Origin of the sequence: Sorangium sp. So ce1036 (assembly GCF_051369805.1) — a bacterium.
Taxonomy (GTDB): domain Bacteria; phylum Myxococcota_A; class Polyangia; order Polyangiales; family Polyangiaceae; genus Sorangium; species Sorangium cellulosum_F.
Genome location: NZ_JBBMOX010000001.1, coordinates 2,605,996 through 2,624,541, shown reverse-complemented (window position 1 = coordinate 2,624,541; position 18,546 = coordinate 2,605,996). Strand labels below are relative to the sequence as shown.

Sequence of the window (18,546 nt, the reverse complement as noted above, 5' to 3'; positions counted from 1 at the left end):
TCCTGTGCCGCAGGGCGGCCGCCGGACAGGGCCGTCGGGCCCAGAACCCCGCGCGAGCGCCGCGGCGCGCGCTGGCTCCGCGGCGCGCTCTCCGGACGGGGCCCGCGGCCAGGCCCGGCGTGGCCCCCGGAAAGGCCGGAGCGCGGCGGGGCGACCGCAGCCCGCGTCGCCGGCGGGCGCGCGGGGCGCCGGGCAGCAGCGGCGGCGGAGCGCCGGGCAGAGGCCGGCCGTGGAGCCGGACGCCCCGCTGCCGAAGCGGTCCGGGCGCGTCACCCTGGTGGGAAGGCCGAACGTGGGCAAATCGACGCTCCTCAACGCGGCGCTCGGTCACCCGCTCGCGATCGTCTCGCCGACGCCGCAGACGACGCGCGACGCGATCCTCGGGGTCGTGCACCACGGCCCGGCGGAGATCGCGCTGCTCGACACGCCCGGGCTGCACCGGCCGCGCACGGAGCTCGGGCGCGTGATGAACCAGGCGGCGCGCGAGGCCGCGCGGACCGCCGACGTGATCGTGTTCGTGACGGAGGCGCCGGATCTGACGCGCGTCCGGCGAGCTCCCGCGAAGGAGGGCGAGGACCTCCCGCCGCTCAGGCCGCACCCGGGCGACCTGGCGCTGCTCGCCGACCTGGGCAGCGAGGCCCCCGTGGTGTTCGTGCTCAACAAGGTCGACCGGGTGCGGGACAAGGCGCAGCTCCTGCCGCTCCTCGACGCGTTCGCCAAGCTCCGGGAGTTCGCGGCGATCGTCCCGATCTCGGCGCTGCGCGAGGACGGCGTGCAGCGCGTCCTCGACGAGGTGGCGAAGCTCTGCCCCGAGGCGGAGTGGGGTTTCTCGCCCGACGAGCTCACCGACAGGCCGACGCGCTTCTTCGCCGCCGAGTACGTGCGCGAGCAGATCCTCCGCGCGACGCAGGCGGAGGTGCCGCACGCGAGCGCGGTGCAGATCGAGCGCTACGTCGAGCCGACGGGCGACGGCGCGCTGCACATCGACGCGACGATCCATGTGGAGCGGCCGGGGCAGAAGAAGATCCTGATCGGCGCCGGCGCGGAGCAGCTGAAGCGGATCGGCACGGAGGCCCGGCTCAGGATCGAGGAGCTTGTCGGGCGGCAGGTGAACCTCAAGCTCTGGGTGCGGGTGACGCCGGAGTGGCGCGAGTCGCTGCAGCGGCTGGAAGAGCTCGGTTACAACAAGGGAGAGACCTCGTGAGCGCGTCGAAACCAGCGCTGCCCCGATCGACCCGGCGCGGCCAGGGCGCCGCAGGGGGCGGCCGCTCTGCGAAGAAGGGGCAGGCCGAGGAGGAGGTCGTCGCCCTCGAGGACGACGGCCCGGTGATCGCGCCGCCGCCGAGCCCGTCGTTCGGGATCGTGGCGCTGGTCGGGCGGCCCAACACCGGCAAGAGCACGCTGTTCAACCGGCTGGTCGGCAAGCGCGCCGCGATCGTGCACGACGAGCCCGGGGTGACCCGCGACCGCCACTACGGCGACGTCACGTCGCGGGGGCGGCGGTTCACGCTGGTCGACACCGGCGGGTTCGACCCCGAGAGCGACGATCCCATGCGGCAGGGGATCAAGCGGCAGATCGATCTCGCCATCGCCGAGGCCGACGTGATCGTGTGCGTGCTCGACGCCGTGACGCCGGTCACGCCGTCCGAGCACGCCGAGCTCGGCCTCCTGCGCCGCGCGGGCAAGCCCGTGATCTACGTCGCGAACAAGGCGGACTCGCCGCGCGCCGAGGCGGAGGCGGCGGAGCTCTACCGCCTCGGGATGGAGAGGCTCATCCCGATCAGCGCCCTGCACGGGCGCGGGATCTCCGAGCTGGAGATGGCCATCGAGGCCGCGCTGCCGGAGGAGCCCGTGGCCCCGGCGGAGTCGGCCGAGGAGGCGCTCCGCATCGCCATCGTCGGGCGGCCGAACGCGGGGAAGTCGTCGCTCGTGAACCGCATCACGGGCGAGGAGCGCATGCTCGTCGACGCGCAGCCGGGCACGACGCGCGATCCGATCGATACGCTGGCCGAGCGCGACGGAAAGCGGCTCCTGCTCATCGACACGGCCGGCATCCGCCGCAAGGCGAAGGTCGCCAAGGAGGACAGCGCCGTCGAGGCGGTCAGCGTGCTCCACGCGATCCGCGCCATGGAGCGCGCCGAGGTCGTGGTCCTGCTCAGCGACGCGGCCGAGGGCGTGGCCGAGCAGGACGCGAAGATCCTCGGCCTGGCGGTCGATCGCGGCCGCGCCATCGTGATCGGCCTCAACAAGATCGACCTGCTCGACCGCAAGGCGCTCGCGAAGGCGGAGGCGGACGCGCGCGACAAGCTCGCGTTCGTGCCGTGGGCGCCGGTGACGCACGTGAGCGCGCGCAGCGGGCGCGGCGTGGCGAAGCTCATCGAGACGGTGGGCCGGGTGGCCGACGCCTACCGGCGGCGCGTGCCCACCGGGGAGCTGAACCGCTTCTTCGAGCAGATCCTCCTGACGCACCCGCCGCCCACGCACGGGGGCCGCGCGCCCCGCCTGTTCTTCATCACGCAGGCCGAGACGTCGCCGCCGCTGTTCGTCGTCGTCGCGAGCGATCCCGACAAGATCCACTTCAGCTACCGGCGCTACGTGGCGAACCAGCTCCGGCAGGCGTTCGGCCTCGAGGGCGTGCCGGTCCGGGTGAAGTACAAGGAGCGCCGGCGGCGCGGCTAGGCCCCCCGGGCCCCGGGGGGATGGTCGCGCTCCTCCCCTCTCCCTCTCTCCCTTGCGTCCCTCGCGACGTTGCGGTCTCCTCTCCCGTGGTCTGATTTCTTCGGAATCTCAGCAGAATCGGTGCTCCTGGAGCTGGGCGCCCCGGCCGCGACGAGGACGGGGCGGAGCAGGCGGAGCGGAGGAGACGGATGCGCCACGGAAAGGTCGTCACGTTCGGCGAGGTCATGATGCGGCTCTCCACGCCCGGGTTCGCCCGGCTGACGCAGGCGGGCAGCTTCGACGTCGTGTACGCCGGCGCGGAGGCCAACGTCGCGGTGTCGCTGGCCCACCTCGGCGTCCCGGCCGAGCACGTGACGCGCTTCCCGGAGAACGACCTCGGGGCGGCCGCGGTCCGGGCGCTGCGGGGGCACGGCGTCGCCACGGAGCGCATCGTGTTCGGCGGCGAGCGGATGGGGCTCTACTTCCTCGAGAACGGGGCGGCGCACCGCGCCGCCCGCATCGTCTACGATCGCGCGGGCTCCGCGTTCGCCCACATCGCGCCGGGGATGGTCGACTGGGACGGCGCGCTGGCGGGCGCGGCCTGGCTGCACTGGACGGGCATCACGCCGGCCATCTCGCAGGGCGCCGCCGACGTCTGCCTGGAGGCGCTCCAGGCGGCCAGGCGGCGCGGGGTCACTGTCTCGGGGGACATCAACTACCGGAGGAACCTCTGGCAGTACGGGAAGACGGCGCGGGAGGTCATGCCCGCGCTCATCCAGCTCACGGACGCCATCGTGGCCGGCACCGGCGACCTCGAGAACTGCGTCGGGATCACGGGCGCGACCTACGAGGAGGCGTGCCAGCGGGCGATGGAGGCGTACCCGAACGTGCGCAAGGTGGCCTCGACCGAGCGGGAGGTCATCAGCTCTTCCCACAACGCGATCTCGGGCGTGATGTGGAACGGCGAGCGGCTGCTGCGCTCGAAGGAGTACGACCTGATCCCCATCGTGGATCGGATCGGGGCCGGCGACGCCTTCATGGCCGGCCTGATCTACGGCTGGATGGCGGGGAAGGACGACCAGGGCGCGCTGGATTTCGCGACGGCGGCGTGCGCCTTCAAGCACGCCGTCGAGGGGGACGCGAACCTCGCCGCGCCCGCGGAGATCGAGGCGCTGGTGCGGGGCGAGAACGTGGGCAGGCTGCTGCGGTAGCCCGCTCCCCCGGCGGACGGCGCCGCGCCACGGCGCCGCAGGCGACCGCCGGAGGGCCTGCCCGGAATCGGCCCAGCAGCCCGGAGGGCGTGCGCGGAGCCCGCTGGCACCGTGGACGAGCTTTCAGCCCGCCGCGCCGGGCAGCGGCGCCAGCACGTCGGCGATCCGCGCGAGGCCGGCGACGTCGTAGATGTCGTAGGGGAACGCCGGCACGTCGGCGCGGACGCTGCCGCCGCTCTGCTCGTCCTCCAGCGCCGCCTCGAGCGCCATCAGGTTCAGGTGGTCGAGCTTGCCCATGCGGCTCTCGTCCTCGGCGGCCTGGAGCAGCCGCGCCGCGGCCCCGGGGCCGAGCGCGAGGCCGCTCCCGTCGAGCGCGGCCGCGATCTCGGCCGCGCCGGGCAGCGCGCCGTACACGGGGTGGACGCGGTTCACGACGAACGCGTCGCGGCGCATGTCCTGCGCGCGCAGGCGGTCGGCGAAATACAGCACCTCGCGCACGCACAGCGGATCGGGCGTCGTGACGAGCACGTACGCCACGTCGGGGCCGCGCAGCGCCGACGCCACCGCGTCCGCCCGCTGCTTCCAGCCGCCGAAGACCGCGTTCATCTCGCTGATGAACGCCGCGATCTGCTCGAGGAAGCCGCTGCCGGTCAGCTTGCCGATGCCCCGCAGCACCGCGGCCGTCGAGCGCGCCAGGAGGTTCAGCGACAGCTTGCCGGAGCTCTGGAACGCCTGCACGAACCAGCGCGTCGCCGCGCTGTCGATGGCGCCGACCAGCCGCTCCGGCGCGTCGAGGAAGTCGAGCGCGTTCGCCGTGGGCGGCGTGTCGAGCAGGATGAGGTCGTAGCGCGGGTCGCTCCTCACGGCGTAGAGCTTCTCCATCGCCATGTACTCCTGCGTGCCCGCGAGCGACGTCGAGATGTACTTGTAGAGGACGTTGCTCAGGATCCGGTCTCGATGCTCGGGCGAGGGGGCGAGCGACGCGACCAGGCTGTCGAACGTCGACTTCGTGTCGAGCATCATGACCGTCATCGAGCCGGGCACGTCGAGCCCCGCCCGCTCGAACCGGGCCGGCTCGATCGTCTGCGCCTCCGTCTTCATCTCCTCGAGCCCGAGGCTCTGGGACAGGCGGCGCGCCGGATCGATCGTCAGGCACAGGACGCGCTTGCCGCGGCGGGCCGCGGCGAGGCCGAGCGCCGCGGTCGTGGTCGTCTTGCCGACGCCGCCGCAGCCGACGCAGAGGATCACGCGGCGGGAGGTGAGCAGCGGGGCCAGGCCGACGCCGTCCGCCGGGGGAGGCGCTGGGACGGCGGGCGGGGTCTCTCGGGAGGTGGCAGGCGGACCGGACATGACGCGCGACGCGGGTCGCGGCCCCTTACTAGCACGAACCGGGCGACGCGAGCGCGCCGGCGGTGGCGGCCCGCCGGGCGCGGAGGATGCGCTGGCGAGCGGGCGGGCGGTCAGGCCGCGGCGCGGAGGATGCGCAGGCAGCCCTCGGCCGCGCGGGCGATGGACGCGGCGCGCGCCGCCGTGCCGCCTCGGCCGCAGAGCAAGACCTCGGCGCCCTCGACCGACAGGCTCTGGACCTCGACGTCCTGGGTGAGCACCGCGATGCGCGAGTCGACCGCCGCGCTCTGGACGGCGTCCCGGTTCGCGAGGAGGGGGGCGTAGGCGGCGAGCTCCTCGCACGCGGGCCACGCGCCCGCCCCGGCCACGAGGCAGCCGCTGTCGTCCACGAGGACCACGACGTCGAGGTTCGCCTCGGCGCGGGTCGTCGAGAGCTGATAATGCAGCGCGGTGATCGGATCGTCGCTGCGGCGGCGGCGCCGCTCGGAGGCCGGGGCGCCCTCGCCGGCGCACGGCGCGCCCGGATCGAGCGGGCGCCGGGCGCCGCCCCCCGACCCGTCACCGCGCTGGCCGCCCGCGCAACCACCGGCGCCGGGCTGAGGCATGAGCTCTTGGTTCGATAACGACAGCGACACGAACACCTCCTCGACGCGAAGGATGGTCGCAGGGCGCGGGGTCGGCCAAATTTGCTAAGTTCGGGCCCGGGATGCGCGGCTTCATCGATCTCCACAGCCACTGGGTCGCGGGCATCGACGACGGCGCCCGCACCGTCGAGGAGAGCCTCGCGCTGCTCACCGCGCTCCGCGCCGCCGGGTTCGACACGGTCGTGGCGACGCCGCACATGCGGCCCGGGATGTTCGACAACACCCAGCGGAGCCTCCGCGCCGCCTACGACGCGACCTGCGCCGCGCTCGCCGGGGCGCGCGACCTGCCCGCGGTCGCCCTGTCGTCGGAGCATTTCTTCGACGACATCGTCTTCCAGCGCCTGCTCGCAGGGGACGCCCTCCCCTACCCCGGCGGGCGCGCGGCGCTCATCGAGTTCCCGAACCGGAGCTTCCCCCTCCGGGCGGCGGAGCGGCTCTTCGATCTCGGCCGCCGGAGGCTCCGCCCGGTCCTCGCCCATCCGGAGCGCTACGAGCCCGTCTTCGCCGATCCCACCTCGCTGGATCCGCTGCTCGACGCGGGCGCGGTGCTCCTCCTCGACGTCGCCGCGCTCGCCGGCAAGTACGGCCGCACCCCCCGCCGGGCCGCCGAGCGGCTGCTCGACGAGGGCTATTACTACGCCGCCTGCAGCGACGCGCACGCCGCGAGGGACGTGGCCGACGTGCGCGCGGGCATCGAGGCGCTCTTCGCGCGGGTCGGCGAGGAGGAGGCGAGGTTTTTGCTCATCGACGGGCCGCGCGCGATCCTCGAGGGGCGCGTCGAGGCGTGAGGCCGGGCGGCGGCCAGCGCCGGCCGCGCGCCCCGTCCGGCCCGGGCGCGGCCGGCGGCGGGTCCACGTCGCGGGATGCGCCCACGCCGCGACGGCGGAGATGCGGACGCCTCACCCGCGCCGGCTCACTTCCGGGGCGCCGTGGTCGCCGCGGCGCGGGGCCCCCGCGGCGGCGCGCTGACGCTCCTCTCGGCATGGACGCTCGTCCCGGCGTTGCCTTTCGCCCCGGCGTTGACGCTCGTCCCGGCGTGGCCCCCGGCCGACGCCGCCGGGGAGATGAGCTGGAGCGACCGGAGCGAGCCGTGCCCCACCGCCGCGGTCCCCGCGAGCACGCACCCGGCGACCACGACGCCCAGCGCCCACACGGCCTGCACCCAGATCCGCGGGCGTGGCACCGGCTCCGCCTCCTCCCCCGCCTCGCTCACCGGGTCGAGCGCCTCGAGGGCCGCGCGCAGCCGCTGCGTGCGCAGGTGCGACGCCCCCCCGAGGAGCTGCCCGATCCAGGCGGCGACCATCGCGTCGTTGCCCGGGTGCGCCGAGCCCGGGACCGCCTCCTCGAGCGCGCGCATGAGCTGCGACGCCGTCGCGGTGCGCGCGGTGGGCGACTTGGCGAGCGCCTCGGAGACGAGGCGATCGAGCGCCGGCGGGATCGGCTCCGGAGGGGGCGCCGAGCTCAGCCGCTCCGCGAGCCCGCGCCGGGACGGGACCGCGCGGGACGACAGCGGCGCGGCGGGCCGCTCGCTCGCGATGTGGGTCATCGTGCTCTCGCTGTCGTCGGCCTGGAAGGGGTGCGCGCCCGACAGGAGCTCGTAGAGCAGGAGCCCCACCCCGAAGAGATCGGCGCGGCGATCGCACGGCTGCCCGCGGATGTGCTCGGGCGCCATGTAGGGCGCGCTGCTCCTGAACAGGAACGCGCCCCCCTCGTGGCCCGCCGCCTCGCGGGCGCGGCCGCGGTCGCCTCGGGCGGCGCCCAGCCAGCGCTCCGACAGCCGCTCTCCCTCGAACTTCGCGATGCCGAAGTCCACCAGCCGGACCAGCCCCTCGGACGTGACGAGAACGTTGTCCGGCGACACGTCGTAATGCACGAGCTCCCGCGGATTCCCGAGCTCGTCCCGCAGCTCGTGCGCGGCGTCGAGCGCCGCGCAGATCTGGTAGGCGATCCTGGCCGCGGCGAGCACCGGCGCCGGGCGCCCGCGCGCGGCGCGCAGCACCGACGACAGGGGCTCTCCGCTCACCCACTCCATGACCTGGAAGAGCACGCCGTCCTGCGCGCCGAGATCGACGACAGGGACCACGTTCGGATGCCGGATGCGCGCCGCCAGCGCGGCCTCGTCCAGGAACCTGCGCACGACCTCCGGATCGGGGGAGAGCTCCGGGCGAAGCAGCTTGATGGCAAAGAGCTTCTGAAACCCGTGCTCTCGCCTGAGCCGCGCCGCCCAGACCTCCCCCATGTCGCCTGCGGCCACCCGCAAGACGAACTCGTACCGTCCCAGGGTAAACCCCGGGTAAAAACGCCCCCCGCCCCCCACCCTGTAGGTCTGGCCCAAGGGTGGCGAATTCGCCAGTCTTCATGCTGCGTGGCTATTACGATTGTTGCCTGGATTGTGCGACTCCACGGCAGCCGGGAACATCGCCTCCGCCCGCGACGCGCGCTGCCCTCGCGGCGCCTGCACCGGCGCGCGCACGGCCCTCCCGGCCCGCCCGCTGCGCGGACGTTTTCGGTCCTATCCGGGACGCCGGGGCCTTGCTTCCTGAACAACCGGACAGTAAAGGTCTGCCGGAATCTGTTGCCCCGCGCGTCGGGGCCCGCGCGTCGAGGCTCGAGCCCCGCGGTCCCCTTCGACCACCCTTCCCCTTCGGAACCCCTCCCCGAGGTACGCATGAGTGACGAGAAGAACACCAAGCAGAAGTCGGCCGCCCTCGAGCTCGCGATCGCCAGCGTCGAGAAGGAGTACGGCAAGGGGGCGATCATGCGCCTCAAGGACGGGCAGACGCTGCACGACGAGGTCGCGGCGGTGCCGAGCGGCTCGCTCGGCCTCGACATCGCGCTCGGCATCGGCGGCTACCCGCGCGGCCGCATCGTCGAGATCTACGGGCCGGAGTCGAGCGGCAAGACGACCCTCACCCTCCACGCCATCGCGGCCATCCAGCGGGCGGGGGGGACGGCGGCGTTCATCGACGCCGAGCACGCCCTCGACGTGAACTACGCGAAGAAGCTCGGCGTGAAGACCGACGAGCTGCTCATCTCCCAGCCCGACTACGGCGAGCAGGCGCTCGAGATCGCCGACATGCTGGTCCGCTCGAACGCGGTCGACATCATCGTCGTCGACTCCGTCGCCGCGCTCGTCCCCAAGGCGGAGATCGAGGGCGACATGGGCGACAGCCACGTCGGCCTCCAGGCCCGGCTGATGAGCCAGGCGCTCCGCAAGCTGACCGGGACGACCTCGCGCTCGCAGTGCCTGCTGATGTTCATCAACCAGATCCGGATGAAGATCGGCGTCATGTTCGGCAGCCCCGAGACGACGAGCGGCGGCAACGCCCTCAAGTTCTACGCCTCGGTCCGGCTCGACATCCGCCGCATCGGCGCCATCAAGGAGGCCGCGGCGGGCGGCAAGGAGCCGTCGGTCGTGGGCAACCGGACCCGCGTCAAGGTCGTGAAGAACAAGATGGCTCCCCCGTTCCGGGAGGTGGAGTTCGACATCCTCTACGGCCAGGGCATCAGCCACAGCGGCGACGTCATCGATCTGGCGACCGAGGCGAACATCATCGAGAAGAGCGGCTCCTGGTTCTCGTTCCAGGGCGAGCGCATCGGCCAGGGCCGCGAGAACGCCCGCAACTACCTGGAGCAGCACCCGGCGGTGCTCGACAAGATCGAGGGGCTGGTCCTGGCGAAGCACGGCATCGCCCGCGCCGGGTCGAACGCCGGGGCGAAGGCCGGGGCGAACGGGGCCGAGGCGCCCGCGCCGGCGAGGGGGCGCGAGGCCGCGGGGCGCGAGGGCGCCTCCTCCGGTCCGGACGCCCGGCGCGGCGCGGGCAAGACGAACTGACGCGGGCCCACGGCGCAGCCATGCACCTCTACGTGATGCGGCACGGCCCTGCGGAGGAGCGATCGCCGACCGGGCGAGACGCGGATCGGCGGCTCACCTCCGAGGGCCGGGATCGGGTGCGGCGGGTCTCGCTCGAGCTCCGCCGCCTCCGGGGCGGCGCCCCGCTGCCGCGTCTGCTCTCGAGCCCCCTCGCGCGCGCCCGCGAGACCGGCGAGATCACGGCCCCGATCTGCGGCGCGCCGGAGGTCGAGCTCCGGGACGAGCTCTCGCTCGACGCCGACCTCCCGCTCGCGCTCGTCGCCTCGCTCGCCCGGGGCGGCGCGGACGCGCTCCTGGTCGGGCACCAGCCGAGCGTCGAGCACCTCGTTCGCACGCTCGTCGATGCGCCCGGCCGGGCCGCGACGGGGATGCGGCTCAGGGGCTTCGTCACGGCGCTGGTCGTCGCCCTCGAGCCCGAGGCCGCGCCGCACGCCGACGGCCGCTGGCGCATCGCGCAGATCCTCGACCCCCACGCGCTCGGCTAGCGAGGGACGCGCTGTGCCATGGAGCAGCGGCGCGGCGCGGCTCCGCGCGTCCGAGGCGGAAGACGGCCCGGTTCGGCGCGCGCCGCCGGCGGACGCGAGGGCTCCGGGCAACGCGGTGAATTCACAGCGGAAATCCGGATCACCACCGGACGACGGCCGGGACGCCCGGAGGGCCCCGCAGGGCGGACCGATCCCCCGCGCATGTGCTCATAAAATTGAATTATTTCGATGACTTCGGCCGCTCGCTTGACAAGGATCCCCCCCGAGAATACGCCCAAATAAGGAGGATTGAGATGGCGGGACAGATGGTCTTCCCCTTCGCTCAACCCCCTCCAGGCCGTCTGTCGCGTGCCGGTGGGAAGGGCGCACCGCTTTCCCTGTGGCCGCGCGTCTCCCGGGCTGTCGTCCGGGTGCCCGATCCCCGACACCACCAGTTCCACATCGACCTGCCCGCGGGCCAGCCGCAGATCTACGTGCACGAGGGGGCGCGCCAGGCGCTCATCCGGCGCCTGGAGCTGGCCCAGAAGCGGCCGGTGCTCCTCTCGGTCACTGACAACTACCGGCAGATGATCTCGTCCTCGCTGCGCGAGGGGATCCTGCAGGCGCGGGTCCATCACATGTTCCTGGATGCGCCGGCGGTCGTGCAGGAGGCGCTCGTCCGGTACGTCGTGACCCAGGACCGGGCCGCGTCGCTCGTGGTCGGCCGGTACATCGACGAGAACGGGCACCGCATCCGGGCGAGCCGGCCGGTGAGCACGCCGCTCACGACGCAGGGGCGGACGCACGATCTGCTCAGCCTGTTCCAGAAGCTGAACCTCTCGTACTTCGGCGGCGCCGTCGACGCGCTGATCACCTGGGGCAAACGGACCAAGGCCAAGAAGCCGCGGCGCACCATCAAGCTGGGGAGCTACTCGGCGGTCGAGCGGCTCATCCGCATCCACCCGGTGCTCGACCGGCCCTGGGTCCCCCGCTACTTCATCTCCTACGTCATCTACCACGAGATGCTCCACCACGTGATGCCCGCGAGCCACGGCAACGGGCGCCGGATGCTCCATCCGCCCCAGTTCCTCGCCCGCGAGCGGCTCTTCCGTGACTACGAGCGCGCCCTCGCCTGGGAGCAGGCGCACGTGACCAGGCTCCTCCGCACCTGACCTGAGCGGCCCCATTCGCCCGCGGGGACGGGGCGCTCGGGGCGCTCCCCTCCGGGGCTTGCGTTCCGGCGAGCCCCTCTTGTGGCTCGCCTGCACTCCAGCCCCTCCGGGGAGCGCCCCGAGCGCCCCGCCCCCGCGGGCGGCCCTTCCCCCAATCGGCCAGCGCCGAGCGACGAACCGTTGCGCGAAGTACGAGCCGGCTCTAAACCGGCGGACCCTCGTGCGGCCGCGCGAACCGGCGTCGCACGGGCGAACCCCTAACCTTGAAAGTGTGGAAGGCCAGCGTGCAGCAGATTCTCACCCAGGAAGCGAGCCCCGGGCGGGCCATGGAGGCGCTCGAGTGGGCCGTTCAGCGAGCCGAGAGGGCGGACGTCGCGCCGCCCGGAACGAGCGCCGAGCTGCGCCCCTCGCCCAGGGTGATCTCCGGGAGCCCGGCCGACTTCAGGGCCGCGGCGTCCCTCTACCTGCCGGATGTCCGGAAGCTCCTTGACCGGATCATGATGAGCGAGGACGCCGAGGCGGGCCTCGACGCGCTGCTCGAGTCGGGCGCGCTCGCCGCGATGCTGCCCGAGGTCCAGGCGATGGTCGGGTTCGGTGACGGGGAGTGGCGCCACAAGGACGTGTGGAAGCACACGAAGCAGGTGGTGCGTCAGGCCGTCCCCCGGCTGGAGGTCCGCTGGGCGGCGCTGCTCCACGACATCGGCAAGACGAGGACGCGTTCCATCTCGCCGACGGGCGAGGTCCATTTCTTCGGCCACGCCGAGGTCGGCGCGCGGATGTTCGACAAGATCGACCGGCGGCTGCCGCTCTTCACGAAGGAGGCGTCGCTGAAGGGCAGCATTCGCTTCCTGATCCTGCATCACCTCCGGGCGAGCCAGTACGACGCGTCCTGGACCGACAGCGCCGTGCGCCGCTTCGCCAAGGAGATGGGCGCGTGCCTGAACGACGTGCTCGACCTGTCGCGGGCGGACATCACCACGAAGCGGCCCGAGAAGAAGCGCCGGGGTCTCAAGCAGATCGAGGAGCTGGCCGAGCGGGTGCTCCAGGTCCAGGCGGAGGACGCGGTCGTGCCGCCGCTGCCGAGCGGCATCGGGGACGCGATCATGAAGGTGTTCGGGATACCGCCGTCGCGGCGGGTCGGCGAGATCAAGCGCGGGCTCGAGGAGGCGGTCGAGGCCGGCGAGGTGCCGTCGCACCAGGACGCGGAGGTCTACCTCGCCTTCCTCCGCGAGAACGCGGCGCGATTCGGTCTCGTCTGAGGCGGAGGGGGTGTGCCGGGGTGCCCGGCCCCCGGGGAGGTGGTGGGGCCCGTGGGGGCTCACCTCCGGGGCTTGCGTTCCGGCGAGCCCATTGCGTGGCTCGCCTCCACGCCAGCCCCTCCGGTGAGCCCCCACGGGCCCCACCACCTCCCCGGGGGCCTACGGCGTGGAACCGACCCTGGGCGATGCGGATTAACGCAGCGGCGCCTCGCAGGTGGCGCAGCGCTCGGGGACGCCTTCCTTGTGGTAGACCTCGCCGCAGCGGCCGCAGAGCCGGGCGTCGGCCTCGAAGGCGATCAGCTTGTCCGTCGCCTTGCAACGGAGGCCGGCCACCTGCGGCGGCTCCAGCGAGCGCACCTCGCCGGCCGCGTCGTCGGGCACGGGCAACGCGTCCTCCTTGATGTCGACCGCAACCCCGGGGATGCGCGTCCTCACCTCGGCCAGGACGCGCGATGCCGCCGGAAGGTGCGCCCGCAGCGGGATCGCGATCGCCGTGCCGCTGCCCTGCACCGTGAGCGCCGCCTCCGTGAGCAGCAAGCCCGTCACCTCGTTCCAGCCGATGCGCTCGATCTCCGTCGGTCCGTTCTCGACGGCGACGCCGGCATCGCCGACGCGGATGGCCTTCATCGACCACTGCCCGAAGAGACCCGCCGCCGCGCCGAGAAGGAACGCGCCGAGGAGCAGGTACGGGGCGTAGGGGTGCGCTCCCGCCTCGTCGCCGCGGAACCACCGGCCGTAGACGCCCGCCCCGGCAAGGAGCGCCGCGACGGACATGCCGAGCAGCGTGAGGCCGAGCTCGAGCGATGCCTTCGGCTCGAACCGCCGCTCGGTCCGCGGATCGGTCCGCTGCCGCAGGAAGACCCCTCCGCCCTGCCCCGTGGAACCCGAGCCCCTGCGCTTGCGCTTCACCGGTCTGTCGGCTGCCATCCGCGGCTTCCTATCGGAGGAGACGCCGGGACGCAAAGGGGCTCGGCGCGAGCCGGCCCCGTCGATCCACGCTCCGCCCGCGCCGCCCGGGCCGAGCGGTATGCTCGGCGGCGATGACCGCGATGTTCCGGGCGGCGATCCTCGGGCTCCCCGCGCTCAGCATCGGGCTCGCGGCGCTCGTGCTCCTCGGACCGGGCGCCCCGCGCGGCGTCACCTTCGTGCGGGTGTGGGGAGCGCCCGTCGCCGGGAGCGAGGCGCTCTCGCTCCGCATCGAAGGCGTGCGCCGGCTCCACGGCGCCGACGACCCGGCCGCGCTGTCCGGGATCGGGGTGAGCGCCACGTCCGCAGGGTCGCCGCTCGATCCATGGACCGGCTCGACCGGCAGCGACGGCGTCGGCGAGGCGCTGCTGCGCGCGCCGGGCGGGCTCGCGGAGCCGGTCGTCGTGCGGGTGGCGCGCGGCGATGACGCAGGCGCCCTCCTGGAAGCGCGGGTGCCGTTGCTGGAAGCGCGGGTGCCGTTGCGCCCGCCGCCGCCCGCCGCCGAGGCGACCCCGCTCCCGGGCGTGACGCGCGGGGCGCTGCGCCTCCGGGTCACGGCCGCGCGCGGGGTCCTCGCGGCGCCGTTTCCCGAGGCGGTGCGCGTCGCGGTCGAGACGGAGAGCGGCGCGGCCGTCGCGGGGGCGCGCGTCGAGGCGAGCGCGGTGGGGGCGGATCTCGACGGGCAGGGCAGCGGGCCGGCGCAGGTCGAGGCGGATGCGCGCGGCGCCGCGGCGCTCACGGTCACGCCGCGGTCGCACGCCGTCGAGCTCACGGTGCGCGCGACGCCGCCGGCGGGCGCGCGACCGGGATCGCCGGCGGCCCCCGGCGCGACCGGCACCTGGGAGGGGAGGCTGCCCGTGATCCCGGGCGCGATCTGGCTCGACCCGGCAAGGCTCGCGGGCGATCCGCCGGCGCTGCGCCTGGTCTCGCCCGCGCCGCGGACGCGGGCGTACGTCTCGCTCGGAGACGCGCGCGGACGTCTGCTCGGGGCGGTCGTCCCGCTCGCGCCGGACGGCGCGGGCTTCTCCTCGGGCGAGCTGGCGCTGCCGGGCGAGCCGGCGCTGCGCGCGACCGGCTGGGCGGTCGTGGCGAGCGACCCTCACGAGCAGGGCGCGGGCGCGGTGGCGTGGCCGCTCTCGCCGGCCGCGGCGGTGGCCACGCCGCGGCGCGTGGAGCTGCTCGCGGACGGATGGCCGGAGGCCGAGGCGCGCGAGCGGGCGCGCGCCTCGCGGGCGCGGCGGAGGGGCCTGCTCGTGCTCGGCGCGGCCGCGGCGGCGGAGATGCTGCTGCTCGCGATCGAGGCCCGGAGCGCGCGGCGGCGGCTCGCGGCGCACCTCGCCGCCGCCTCGGGGGGCGCGGGCGAAGGCGGCGGCCCCGCGCCGCTGTCCAGCGAGGATCGCGGCCGCGTGCTCGCCGCGGCGCGCGCGGAGCCGCTGCTCTCGGCGCTCGCGCTCGCCGCGCTCGTCGGGCTCTCCTTCGCGGCGGTGGCGGCGCTGGCCACGTTCCGCTGACGCGCGGGCACGTGGTGAGGGCGCCCGGGCGGCGGGGCGCCGCCGCGTGGATTTCATCCGCGGCGCGCCCCGAGCCGCTAGACTGAGCGGGCGGGACGAGGCGGGGCGAGAGGACGACGGGCAGGGCATGTCGGAGCAGCAGCGGTACAGGGTCATCAAGCGCCTGGCCTCCGGAGGCATGGCGGAGGTCTTCGTCGCCGAGAGCGCGGGCATCGAGGGCTTCAAGAAGCAGGTCGCGATCAAGCGCGTCCTGCCGCAGCTCAGCAAGAAGGAGCAGTTCATCGCGATGTTCCTCGACGAGGCGCGCCTCTCGGCGCACCTGTCGCACTCGAACGTCGTGTCGGTGTTCGACATCGGCGTCGGCGACGGCACCTACTTCATCGTGATGGAGTACGTCGACGGCGCCGACCTCCGGGCCCTGCTCGAGCACCAGAAGAAGCTGGGCCGGCCGATGAACGTCGAGGTCGCCTCGTTCATCGCCGCGAAGATGTGCCAGGGGCTCGCCTACGCGCACGAGCTCTGCACCGCGGACGGCAAGCCGCTCCAGATCGTGCACCGGGACATCACCCCGGCCAACGTGCTGATCACCCGCTACGGCGAGGTGAAGATCGTGGATTTCGGGCTCGCGAAGGCGTCGAGCCAGCTCGCCGAGAGCGACGCGGGCATCATCAAGGGGAAGTTCGGCTACCTGGCGCCGGAGACGGTGCTCGAGCAGGGGGTCGATCAGCGGGTCGACATCTTCGCGCTCGGGATCATCCTGTGGGAGATGCTCGCCGGACGCCGGCTGTTCCTCGGCGACTCCGACTACATCACGGTGCGGCTGGTGCGGGACGCGGTGATCCCCTCGCTGCAGCAGATCAACGGCGAGGTGCCGCGCGAGCTGGAGCAGATCATCCGCCGCGCGCTCGCCCGCGACCCGGCGGCCCGCTACAGGACGGCGCGCGAGCTCGGGCGCGACCTCACCCGCTTCCTCTACCGCCACGGCCGCCCGGTGAGCGAGTACGACGTCGCGGCGCTGGTCGAGCGCGCCAAGGGCGGGCCAGCGCGGGCGGTCGACGGGACGCAGAAGATCGCCGAGCTCATCGACATGATGCTCCTCGAGTTCAAGTCGCTCACGAAGGAGCCGAACACGGGCGGCGGCGGCAGCGGGCTCAGCCTGCTGCCGAGCCTGGACACGACCACGAGCCTGCTCCACATGCCGACGCACTCGAGCTCGTCCCCCCCGGGCAGCGACGGGCCGCTCGGCGGGCTCGCCGACGAGCTGGAAGGGCCGGAGTCGCTCCACGAGGACGAGGCCTCCTCCTCCGTGGCGGCGTGGTTCCGGGGGTTGATCCCGCGCTGAGCCCGCGCGGGTGCGGCGCGGGCGAGGGCGTCGTACCGTTCGCTTCGCGATCACAGGCCGGGGGAGGTGCCTTCCTCCGGCCCTCAGGAAAGGCAAAGAGAAGATGAGCGTCGAGGTTGGCAAGCCGTTCCCGCGCTTCGCCCTGCCGAACCAGGACGGCAAGGTCGTGCGGCTCGAGGATTTCGCGGGCAAGTGGCTCGTGGTGTACGTCTATCCGAAGGACGACACGCCGGGGTGCACCGTCCAGGGCAAGTCGTTCACGGCGTCCAGGGAGGAGTTCGACAAGGCGAACATCGCCGTGGTCGGCGTCAGCGAGGACGACGTGGCGTCGCACAAGAGCTTCTGCGACAAGTTCTCGTTCACCATCGACCTGCTCGCCGACCCGAAGCACGAGCTCCTCGAGGCCGCGGGCGTCGGGCAGAGCGAGTGGAAGGGCACCCTGTACTGGGACCGGACGACGTTCGTCCTCGATCCGTCGGGCGTGCTGCGGAAGACCTACCTCAAGGTGAAGCCCGAAGGGCACGAGCGGGCGCTCCTCCAGGACATCCAGGAGCTCAAGGCCCAGGGCTGAGCGGGCAGGGGCGCGGGCGCGGGCGCGGGCGCGGAGAGAAGAGGTCTCGCCGAGCAGCCCGGCGCCCGGGGAGAGGGCTTCGCGGGGGCTCACCTCCGGGGCTTGCGTTCCGGCGAGCCCCTGTTGTGGCTCGCCTCCACGCCAGCCCCTCCGGTGAGCCCCCGCGAAGCCCCCTCCCCGGGCGCCTACCCTCCTTCCCAGGGGGACGCGGGCGGTCCCGCGCCAAGCCTGTGCTCTCGCTGGATTTGCCCGAGAGGCACCCCTATCCTGCCGCCTTTGTGGTTGCACGTCCTCCCCCGGGTAGAGCCGCCGCCCTCGCGGCGTTCCCTGCGCTCGTTGCGGCCGTGGTCGCCGTGGGCGCCTGCAAGGACCCGGGCGGCGGCGGGGCCGGCGGCGCGGGCTCGGGCGGCGCAGGCGGCTGCCCGAGCGTGCGAGAGGCCATGTTCACCATCACCGTGCGCGCCCCGGGGGGGTCCGTCCCGCCGGACACCACCGTTCACATCGCGTGGAGCGCCGCGGAAGAGCCCACGTTCGTGCTGAACGATCCGACCACGTGGAAGACGCTGGAGGAGGCCAACCTGGTGTGCGCCGTCGACCGGACGAAGCCCCCTCCCGACGCGCTGGAGGCGCTCGTCTGCGAGCTGTGGACAGCGGGGGTGACGCGGGTGGAGATCTCCGGGACGGGATACGAGGACTTCGAGCAGACACTGGCGCCCGTCATGAGCGAGGAGTGCGAGGCGTTCATCCCCCAGACGGTCGATATCGAGCTCGTGCCGGTCGTGGATGAAGGGATCGAGGAGTAGCTGGCAGGGGCCCCGGACGCGGTGGGCCCGATGCGGAGGTGGCGCGTGGAGGACATGATCCAGGTCGCAGGGGTGATCGACGCGGACGAGGCCGAGTTGCTCGTCGCGTGCGGCGTGACCCATCTGGGCTTCCCCTTCCGCCTGCCCGTGCACCGCGAGGATCTCTCCGAGCGCGCGGCCGCGGACATCATCGCCGCATTGCCGGCCTCGGTCCGCGGGGTGCTGATCACCTATCTCGACACGGCGGCCGAGATCGCGTCGCTCGCCGGCGAGCTCGGGGTCTCGTGGGTGCAGCTCCACGGCAGCGTGGAGGTGACGGCGCTCGAGAGGCTGAGATCGGCGCACCCCGCCTTGACGATCATCAAGAGCCTCATCGTGCGCGCGGGCGACGCGGCGGGAATGGACGCCGAGGTCGCGCGCTACGAGCCGTGGGTGGACGCGTTCATCACCGACACGTTCGACCCGGAGACGGGAGCCTCGGGGGCGACCGGGAAGGTGCATGACTGGGACGTCGATCGCCGGATCGTGGCGCGATCGCGCCGGCCCGTCATCGCCGCCGGAGGGCTCCGGCCCAGCAATGTCGGTGACGTCATCCGCGCCGTGCGGCCGGCGGGCGTCGATGTGCACACCGGCGTGGAAGGGCCGGACGGCCGCAAGCGGCGGGAGCTCGTGGAAGCGTTCGTGGCCGAGGCCCGTCGAGGCTTCGCGTCCATCAGAACGTAGC

Annotated in this window: 17 protein-coding genes; 13 read left to right on the top strand and 4 right to left on the bottom strand. The window is 73.6% G+C overall.

The features are described from left to right. Nucleotides 1-229: 229 nt before the first annotated feature. From era to WMF31_RS10050, 3 genes are all read left to right on the top strand, one after another. Nucleotides 230-1,204: a GTPase Era gene (era, locus tag WMF31_RS10060; RefSeq protein WP_436601720.1), complete on the top strand. Its 975-nt coding sequence runs from the start codon at nucleotides 230-232 to the stop codon at nucleotides 1,202-1,204. Then, nucleotides 1,201-2,679: a ribosome biogenesis GTPase Der gene (gene der, locus WMF31_RS10055; RefSeq protein ID WP_436601719.1), complete on the top strand. Its 1,479-nt coding sequence runs from the start codon at nucleotides 1,201-1,203 to the stop codon at nucleotides 2,677-2,679. The genes era and der overlap by 4 nt, the downstream gene beginning before the upstream one ends. 188 nt (nucleotides 2,680-2,867) lie before the next feature. Further along, on the top strand, nucleotides 2,868-3,869 hold the full coding sequence (locus tag WMF31_RS10050; RefSeq protein WP_436601718.1) for a PfkB family carbohydrate kinase: 1,002 nt from the start codon (nucleotides 2,868-2,870) through the stop codon (nucleotides 3,867-3,869). 123 nt (nucleotides 3,870-3,992) lie between these two features. On the opposite strand, the gene WMF31_RS10045 is transcribed toward WMF31_RS10050, so the two are convergent. Together WMF31_RS10045 and WMF31_RS10040 are read right to left on the bottom strand one after the other, a co-directional pair. Then, nucleotides 3,993-5,219 (bottom strand): ArsA family ATPase, encoded by a 1,227-nt coding sequence (locus WMF31_RS10045; protein WP_436601717.1) that lies wholly within the window; start codon nucleotides 5,217-5,219, stop codon nucleotides 3,993-3,995. Nucleotides 5,220-5,329: 110 nt separating this feature from the next. Next, entirely contained in the window at nucleotides 5,330-5,821 is a 492-nt protein-coding gene (locus WMF31_RS10040) for a hypothetical protein (protein ID WP_242515264.1), read from the bottom strand. A 101-nt stretch (nucleotides 5,822-5,922) separates the two neighbouring features. On the opposite strand from WMF31_RS10040, the gene WMF31_RS10035 reads away from it, so the two are divergent. Further along, entirely contained in the window at nucleotides 5,923-6,648 is a 726-nt protein-coding gene (locus tag WMF31_RS10035) for a tyrosine-protein phosphatase (RefSeq protein WP_436601716.1), read from the top strand. 125 nt (nucleotides 6,649-6,773) lie between these two features. On the opposite strand, the gene WMF31_RS10030 is transcribed toward WMF31_RS10035, so the two are convergent. Next, nucleotides 6,774-8,114, bottom strand: coding sequence for a serine/threonine-protein kinase (locus tag WMF31_RS10030; protein WP_436606538.1), 1,341 nt, complete (start codon nucleotides 8,112-8,114; stop codon nucleotides 6,774-6,776). A gap of 414 nt (nucleotides 8,115-8,528) precedes the next feature. On the opposite strand from WMF31_RS10030, the gene recA reads away from it, so the two are divergent. The 4 genes from recA to WMF31_RS10010 all read left to right on the top strand — a co-directional run bounded on the left by recA (nucleotide 8,529) and on the right by WMF31_RS10010 (nucleotide 12,629). Then, the gene (gene recA / locus WMF31_RS10025) at nucleotides 8,529-9,695 is read left to right on the top strand and encodes a recombinase RecA (protein WP_129351435.1); all 1,167 of its coding nucleotides are present in this window, start codon (nucleotides 8,529-8,531) and stop codon (nucleotides 9,693-9,695) included. 20 nt (nucleotides 9,696-9,715) lie between these two features. Continuing rightward, nucleotides 9,716-10,219, top strand: coding sequence for a SixA phosphatase family protein (locus tag WMF31_RS10020; protein ID WP_436601715.1), 504 nt, complete (start codon nucleotides 9,716-9,718; stop codon nucleotides 10,217-10,219). Nucleotides 10,220-10,629: 410 nt separating this feature from the next. Next, nucleotides 10,630-11,370: a hypothetical protein gene (locus tag WMF31_RS10015; protein ID WP_242515265.1), complete on the top strand. Its 741-nt coding sequence runs from the start codon at nucleotides 10,630-10,632 to the stop codon at nucleotides 11,368-11,370. A 284-nt stretch (nucleotides 11,371-11,654) separates the two neighbouring features. Further along, nucleotides 11,655-12,629, top strand: a complete 975-nt coding sequence (locus WMF31_RS10010; RefSeq protein ID WP_436601714.1) for an HDIG domain-containing metalloprotein — start codon at nucleotides 11,655-11,657, stop codon at nucleotides 12,627-12,629. Nucleotides 12,630-12,821: 192 nt separating this feature from the next. Here the strand turns inward: WMF31_RS10010 and WMF31_RS10005 are convergent, their stop codons facing one another. Continuing rightward, nucleotides 12,822-13,556, bottom strand: coding sequence for a hypothetical protein (locus WMF31_RS10005; RefSeq protein ID WP_436601713.1), 735 nt, complete (start codon nucleotides 13,554-13,556; stop codon nucleotides 12,822-12,824). Nucleotides 13,557-13,669: 113 nt separating this feature from the next. Here WMF31_RS10005 and WMF31_RS10000 point away from each other — a divergent pair, with 113 nt between their 5' ends. The 5 genes from WMF31_RS10000 (at nucleotide 13,670) to WMF31_RS09980 (ending at nucleotide 18,545) form a co-directional block, all read left to right on the top strand. Next, entirely contained in the window at nucleotides 13,670-15,106 is a 1,437-nt protein-coding gene (locus WMF31_RS10000) for a hypothetical protein (RefSeq protein ID WP_436601712.1), read from the top strand. A gap of 127 nt (nucleotides 15,107-15,233) precedes the next feature. Continuing rightward, on the top strand, nucleotides 15,234-16,448 hold the full coding sequence (locus WMF31_RS09995) for a serine/threonine protein kinase (RefSeq protein ID WP_436601711.1): 1,215 nt from the start codon (nucleotides 15,234-15,236) through the stop codon (nucleotides 16,446-16,448). Between the two features lie 103 nt (nucleotides 16,449-16,551). Beyond that, nucleotides 16,552-17,019, top strand: coding sequence for a peroxiredoxin (locus WMF31_RS09990; protein WP_436601710.1), 468 nt, complete (start codon nucleotides 16,552-16,554; stop codon nucleotides 17,017-17,019). Between the two features lie 344 nt (nucleotides 17,020-17,363). Continuing rightward, nucleotides 17,364-17,822, top strand: a complete 459-nt coding sequence (locus WMF31_RS09985; RefSeq protein WP_436601709.1) for a hypothetical protein — start codon at nucleotides 17,364-17,366, stop codon at nucleotides 17,820-17,822. Nucleotides 17,823-17,852: 30 nt separating this feature from the next. Next, nucleotides 17,853-18,545, top strand: coding sequence for a phosphoribosylanthranilate isomerase (locus WMF31_RS09980; RefSeq protein ID WP_436601708.1), 693 nt, complete (start codon nucleotides 17,853-17,855; stop codon nucleotides 18,543-18,545). Nucleotide 18,546: the final 1 nt, after the last annotated feature.